This window comes from Inquilinus sp. (assembly GCF_039594555.1).
GTDB lineage: Bacteria > Pseudomonadota > Alphaproteobacteria > DSM-16000 > Inquilinaceae > Inquilinus.
In genome coordinates, this window is the sequence record NZ_JBCNNF010000405.1 from 1 (window position 1) to 6,259 (window position 6,259).

Sequence of the window (6,259 nt, forward strand, 5' to 3'; positions counted from 1 at the left end):
GGTTGCGCCGGGCCTCTTGAATTGAACGATCGTTCGGTTAATTCTTAGACCCGAGATCCGGCCTGTCAATCGCCAACCGACGCGGACCGGGTGATCGGGAGGACGCCATGACCGCCATCCTGCAGAGCTACGCCGAGGACCGCTGGGTCGCCGCGACCGAGGGGCTGGCCGACATCGCCAGCGCCATCGACGGAAGGGTGGTGGCCCGGCTGTCGAGCCGCGGCCTGGATTTCGCGGCGATGGTCCGCCATGCCCGCGAGGTCGGCGGCCCGGCGCTGCGCCGGCTGACCTTCCACCAGCGTGCCGACATGCTGAAGGCGCTGGCGCTGTACCTGTCCGAGCGCAAGGAGCCGCTCTATACCCTCGCCGCCGACACCGGCGCGACGAAGCGCGACAACCTGATCGACATCGATGGCGGGCTGGGCACGCTGTTCGCCTATGCCTCGCGCGGGCGTCGCGAACTGCCGAGCGAGCGCTTCCTGCTGGAGGATGGGGTCGAACGCCTGTCCAAGGGCGGCAGCTTCATCGGCGTGCATGTGCTGACGCCGCTGACCGGCGTGGCGGTGCACATCAACGCCTTCAACTTCCCGTGCTGGGGCCTGCTGGAGAAGCTGGCGCCGGCGATCCTGGCCGGGGTGCCGGTGATCACCAAGCCGGCCTCGGCCACCGCCTATGTCGCCGAGGCGCTGGTGAAGCTGATCACCGAGTCCGGCATCCTGCCCGCGGGCGCCCTGCAATTCGTGGCCGGCGGCACCGGCGACCTGCTGGACCACCTGACCGGCCAGGACCTGGTGGCCTTCACCGGGTCGATCGAGACCTCGGAAAGGCTGCGCAACCACCCGGTGATCTCGCGCAACGCGGTGCGCTTCGTGGCCGAGCGGGATTCGCTGAACGCCGCCGTTCTGGGACCGGACGCGACGCCGGGCACGCCGGAATTCGACCTGTTCGTCAAGGAGGTGGTGCGCGAGATGACGGCCAAGGCCGGGCAGAAATGCACCGCCATCCGCCGCATCCTGGTGCCCCGCGCGCTGGAGAACGACGTCATCGCTGCCCTGGCGCAGAAGCTGACTGGCCTGGCCATCGGCGACCCGCGGCAGGAGGGCACGCGGATGGGCCCGCTGGTCAGCCTCGCCCAGCGCGACGACGTCCGCGCCCGCATCGCCGAGTTGTCGGCCGAGGCCGAGGTGGTGGTCGGCGATCCCGCCAATGACGGCGCCCCGGGCGGCGCCTTCCTGGCCCCGGTGCTGCTGCGCTGCACCGACCCGGCCCGCGCCCGCAAGGTACATGTGGTCGAGGCCTTCGGGCCGGTGGCGACCGTGATCGCCTATGACGGCCTGGACCAGGCGGTGGAGCTGGTGCGCCGCGGCGAGGGCAGCCTGGTGGCCTCGGTCTTCACCTATGACAACGCGGTGGCCGACGCGCTGGTGTTCGGCCTGGCGCCGTTCCACGGCCGTATCCTGATCGTCGACCGCGACTGCGCCGGCGAATCGACCGGCCACGGCTCGCCCCTGCCCGGCCTGGTGCATGGCGGTCCCGGCCGCGCCGGCGGCGGCGAGGAACTGGGCGGCATCCGCGGCGTGCACCACTATCTGCAGCGCACCGCCCTGCAGGGGTCGCCCGCCCGCCTGTCGGCCCTGACCCGGACCTGGCTGCAGGGCGCCCCGGCGCCGGTGCCGGCGATCCACCCGTTCCGCCGCAACTATGAGGAGATCCAGGTCGGCGAGACGGTGGAAACCCCGGCCCGCACCATCACGATCGAGGACATCGAGCATTTCGCCGCCTTCACCGGCGACGCCTTCTACGCCCATATGGACGAGGAGGCGGCCAAGGCGAACCCGTTCTTCCCCGGCCGGGTGGCGCATGGCTACCTGATCCTGTCCTTCGCCGCCGGCCTGTTCGTCGACCCGGCACCCGGGCCACTCCTGGCCAATTACGGCCTCGACAACCTGCGCTTCCTGAAGCCGGTGTCGCCCGGGGACTCGATCCGGGTGCGGCTGACGGTCAAGCGCAAGACCGCCGCACGGATGCCGGAATACGGCGAGGTGCGCTGGGACGTCGAGGTCTTCAACCAGGCTGACGAGACCGTCGCCCGCTACGACCTGCTGACCATGAGCGCACGACCAAAGGCGGCTTGAGCCCGCGGTGCGACAACAAACCTGCGGCATGGCTCCAAAGTAGTATTCCCCTCGCGCGCGGAAGGCGCATCATGCTCAGGATGTCGCGGCCCGGAACCAAGCGCCGGGCCGAGGCGTCATCCCAAGAGCACTGACCCTTATGGAGACGTCTCATGAAGCGCTGGAAGACTCCGAAGGTCCGCGAGATCTCTGTCGGCTGCGAGATCAACGCCTACGCCTGCGCGACCGTTTAAGACCAACCTCCGCCTGATGGCGGATCCGGCGAGGCTGCCGAAAGCGGGGCTGAGACCATGCGCATCGTCGTCCTCGGTTCCGCCGCCGGCGGAGGTTTTCCCCAATGGAACTGCAACGCGCCCACCAGCCGGGGGGTGCGGACCGGGGCTCTGCGCGCCAAGCCGCGCACCCAGGCCTCCCTCGCCGTCAGTGCGGACGGCGAGCGCTGGTTGTTGCTGAACGCCTCCCCCGACTTTCGCCAGCAGGTGGCGGCCAACAGGGTGCTGTGGCCGCAGGACGGGCTGCGCCATTCCCCAATCGCGGCGGTGATCCTGACCAGCGGCGAGATCGACCATGTCGCCGGGCTGCTGTCGATGCGTGAATCCCAGCCCTTCGCCCTGTGGGCGGCGCCGCCGGTGCTGGCCGCCCTCGCCGCCAACCCGATCTTCGACGCGCTGAGCGCCCGCTGCGTCGACCGCCATGCCGTGGTGCCGAACGGACCTTTCGCGATAGCCGGCCATGGCGGCAGCCTGGGCCTGACCGTCACCGCCTTCCCGGTCCCCGGCAAGGTGCCGCTGTACCTTGAGGGCCAGGCCGGCGACGACCTGTCCGGCGCGCCGGACGAGACGCTGGGGCTGGAGATCGCGGCCAACGGCACCCGTTTCCACTACATCCCCGGCTGCGCCGCGATGACGCCGGAGCTTCGCGCCCGCCTGCAGGGATCGCCGCTGGTGTTCTTCGACGGCACGCTGTGGCGCGACGACGAGCTGATCGCCACCGGCGTCGGCGCCAAGACCGGAAAGCGGATGGGCCATATGAGCATCGACGGGCCGGACGGCACCGTCGCCGCCTTTTCCGATCTCGACACCAGGCGTCGGATCCTGATCCATGTCAACACCACCAATCCGATCCTGATCGAGGATTCGCCCGAACGCGCCGCCCTGGCCGAAGCCGGCTGGGAGGTGGCGGAGGACGGCATGGAGATCGCGCTGTGAGGACGAGCCGATGAGCGACCTGATGACCCCGGACCAGCTCGAGGCGGCGCTGCGCGCGATCGGGCGCGAGCGCTACCATGACCGCCACCCGTTCCATGCCCTGCTGCATGGCGGCAAGCTGGACCGGGGCCAGGTGCAGGCCTGGGCGCTGAACCGCTACTACTATCAGAGCCGGATCCCGCTGAAGGATTCCGCCCTGATGTCGCGGGCCGAGGATCCGGCTCTGCGCCGCGAATGGCGGCAGCGCGTGGTCGATCATGACGGCGAGCGCGAGGGCGAAGGCGGCATCGCCCGCTGGCTGCACCTGACCGACGCGCTGGGGCTGGACCGCGCAGCGGTGATCGACGGCCGCGGCATCCTGCCGGCCACCCGCTTCGCGGTCGACGCCTATGTCCGCTTCGTGCGCGAGCGCACGCTGCTGGAGGCGGTCGCGTCGTCCCTGACCGAGCTGTTCGCGCCGGCCATCATCGGCAACCGCGTCGCCGGCATGCTGGCGAATTACGACTTCATCTCGCGCGACGCCCTGGCCTATTTCGACAAGCGCCTGACCCAGGCGCCGCGCGACTCCGACTTCGCCCTCGACTATGTCAAGCGGGAGGCGCGGCGGCCGGACCAGCAGCAGGATGTGATGAACGCCCTGCTGTTCAAGTGCGACGTGCTGTGGGCGCAGCTGGACGCGCTGCACCACGCCTATGTCGAGCCCGGCCACATCCCGCCCGGCGCCTTCGTCCCCGAGGGGCGGCGGTGAGCGCAGCACCCGACACCGTCCCGTCCCGCCCACAGCTGGCGCGGGGGTCGCGGCTGCGCTGGGACGAGGCGCGGCAGAGCTGGGTGGTGCTGGCGCCGGAGCGGGTGATCCTGCTGGACGAGACCGCGCATGAGATCGTCCGCCGCTGCGACGGCACCGCCACGGTCGCCGAGATCGTCGCCGACCTGGCCCGCAGCTTCGAGGCCGAGCCCGGCGAGGTCGAGGCCGATGTGGTCCAGCTGATCGACGACCTGACCGCCAAGCGGATCCTGGCGCCATGAACCAGATCGCCCCCCGCCCCGAGCCGCCGCTCGCCGCCCTGCTGGAGCTGACGCATCGCTGCCCGCTGCAATGCCCCTACTGCTCCAACCCGCTGGAGATGGACCGGGCTCGCGACGAGCTGTCGACCGAGGAGTGGCTGCGGGTGATCCGCGAGGCGGCGGCGCTCGGCATCCTGCAGGTGCATTTCTCCGGCGGCGAGCCGACCGTCCGGCGCGACCTGGAGGAACTCATCCGCGGCGCCCGGGACGCCGGGCTGTACAGCAACCTGATCACCTCCGGCGTCGCCATCGACCGGGAGCGCTTCCACGCCCTGGTCGAGGCCGGGCTGGACCATGCCCAGCTGAGCATCCAGGACACCGACCCGCAATCGGCCGAGCGCATTGGCCACTACCCGGGCGCGCAGCCGAAGAAGCTGGCCTTCGCCGGCTGGGTGCGGGAGGAAGGCCTGCCGCTGACCTTGAACGCCGTGGTGCACCGCCAGAATCTCGACCGGCTGGGCGAGATGATCGACCTCGCGGTCGAACTCGGCGCCGCCCGGATCGAGGTGGCGCATGTCCAGTATTACGGCTGGGCCCTGCACAACCGCGACGCGCTGATGCCGAGCCGCGAGCAGCTGGACCGGGCCAGCGACGTGGTCGAGGCGGCACGGGAGCGGTTGCGCGGCGCCCTGGTGATCGACTATGTCGTGCCGGACTACTACGCCCAGAGGCCGAAGGCCTGCATGGGCGGCTGGGGCCGGCGCTTCCTCAACATCACGCCGAGCGGCCGCGTGCTGCCCTGCCATGCGGCCGAGACCATCCCCGGCCTCGGCTTCGAATCGGTGCGCGACCGGCCGCTGGCCGAGATCTGGGCGGCATCGGACGCGTTCCAGCGCTTCCGCGGCACCGCCTGGATGCCGGAGCCGTGCCGCAGCTGCGACCAGCGCGAGGTCGATTGGGGCGGCTGCCGCTGTCAGGCCCTGGCGCTGACCGGCCAGGCCGACGCCACCGACCCGGCCTGCGCGCTGTCGCCGTTCCACGACACCATGCTGGGCCTCGCCCGAACCGCAGCCCACAGCGACGCACCGCCCGACTTCGTCTACCGGCGGATGCGCGGGCCGGCGGAGCCGGTGCGGTAGGGTCCTCTGGCGGTTTTCCCCTCACCCTCCCGCCGCCAACGCGGCGGGCCCCTCCCTCTCCCCAAGGAGAGGGAAACAAGGTCAGCGCCGCTACACCTCTCCCCTGGGGAGAGGTCGAAATCGCGCAGCGATTTCGGGTGAGGGGGTGGCTTAGGCCCATCCGCTGAGCACCTATCGTTCACTGCCCTGTCGATTCTCCCCGCTCCCACGCGACCATGGGTGCAAGGCCATCGCCCTGCGACCCCGTCCCGCTCAGGAGGCAGCGCCGTGAAGCTCTATTACTCCCCGAACCTCAACCCGCGTGTCGCCGTGGCGGTGGCCAAGCATCTCGGCTCGCCGGTCGAGTTCGTCCGCGCCAGCCCGATGGACCCGCGCTATCGTGAGCAGTTCCGGCCGCTGAACCCGAACACGCGGGTGCCGATCCTGACCGAGGACGGCCGCGCCCCGCTGTGGGAGACGGATGCCATCGCCTACCGCCTGTCGACCCTGGCGGGCGGCGCGTTCTGGCCGACCGACGAGCGCATGATCGAGATGCTGCGCTGGGTCAGCTGGGGCACCCATCACTTCACCCGGGCCGGCGACGTGTTCTATTTCGAGAACCTGATCCGCCCGCAATTCCTGGAACGCCCCGCCAACCAGCGGGCGCTGGACGACGCGGCCGAGGATCTGGCGACCTTCGGCCCCATCCTCGACCGCATCCTAGCCGAGCGCACCTGGCTGATCGGCGACCGCCTGACCTATGCCGATTTCCGGGTGGCGACCGCCCTGC

Annotated in this window: 6 protein-coding genes; all 6 read left to right on the forward strand. The window is 70.6% G+C overall.

Annotated features, from left to right (window positions below):
* Positions 1-107: 107 nt before the first annotated feature.
* The gene (gene paaZ, locus ABDW35_RS29975) at positions 108-2,135 is read left to right on the forward strand and encodes a phenylacetic acid degradation bifunctional protein PaaZ (protein WP_343717510.1); all 2,028 of its coding nucleotides are present in this window, start codon (positions 108-110) and stop codon (positions 2,133-2,135) included.
* Between the two features lie 290 nt (positions 2,136-2,425).
* A complete protein-coding gene (pqqB, locus tag ABDW35_RS29980; RefSeq protein ID WP_343717511.1) occupies positions 2,426-3,343 on the forward strand; it encodes a pyrroloquinoline quinone biosynthesis protein PqqB in 918 nt (305 codons plus the stop codon).
* Between the two features lie 10 nt (positions 3,344-3,353).
* Complete coding sequence (gene pqqC, locus ABDW35_RS29985) at positions 3,354-4,091, forward strand: pyrroloquinoline-quinone synthase PqqC (RefSeq protein ID WP_343717512.1); 738 nt, start codon at positions 3,354-3,356, stop codon at positions 4,089-4,091.
* Complete coding sequence (gene pqqD, locus ABDW35_RS29990) at positions 4,088-4,372, forward strand: pyrroloquinoline quinone biosynthesis peptide chaperone PqqD (protein WP_343717513.1); 285 nt, start codon at positions 4,088-4,090, stop codon at positions 4,370-4,372. The genes pqqC and pqqD overlap by 4 nt, the downstream gene beginning before the upstream one ends.
* Positions 4,369-5,490, forward strand: coding sequence for a pyrroloquinoline quinone biosynthesis protein PqqE (pqqE, locus tag ABDW35_RS29995; RefSeq protein ID WP_343717514.1), 1,122 nt, complete (start codon positions 4,369-4,371; stop codon positions 5,488-5,490). Before pqqD ends, pqqE begins: the two co-directional genes overlap by 4 nt.
* 267 nt (positions 5,491-5,757) lie before the next feature.
* Positions 5,758-6,259: glutathione S-transferase family protein (locus ABDW35_RS30000; protein WP_343717515.1), on the forward strand; the 502-nt coding region annotated here is incomplete at its 3' end.

Bases quoted from the DNA above. Each gene is read 5' to 3' on its own strand.
- paaZ (WP_343717510.1), top strand. From the start codon at position 108: ATGACCGCCATCCTGCAGAGCTACGCCGAGGACCGCTGGGTCGCCGCG.
- pqqC (WP_343717512.1), top strand. From the start codon at position 3,354: ATGAGCGACCTGATGACCCCGGACCAGCTCGAGGCGGCGCTGCGCGCG.
- pqqB (WP_343717511.1), top strand. From the start codon at position 2,426: ATGCGCATCGTCGTCCTCGGTTCCGCCGCCGGCGGAGGTTTTCCCCAA.
- pqqE (WP_343717514.1), top strand. From the start codon at position 4,369: ATGAACCAGATCGCCCCCCGCCCCGAGCCGCCGCTCGCCGCCCTGCTG.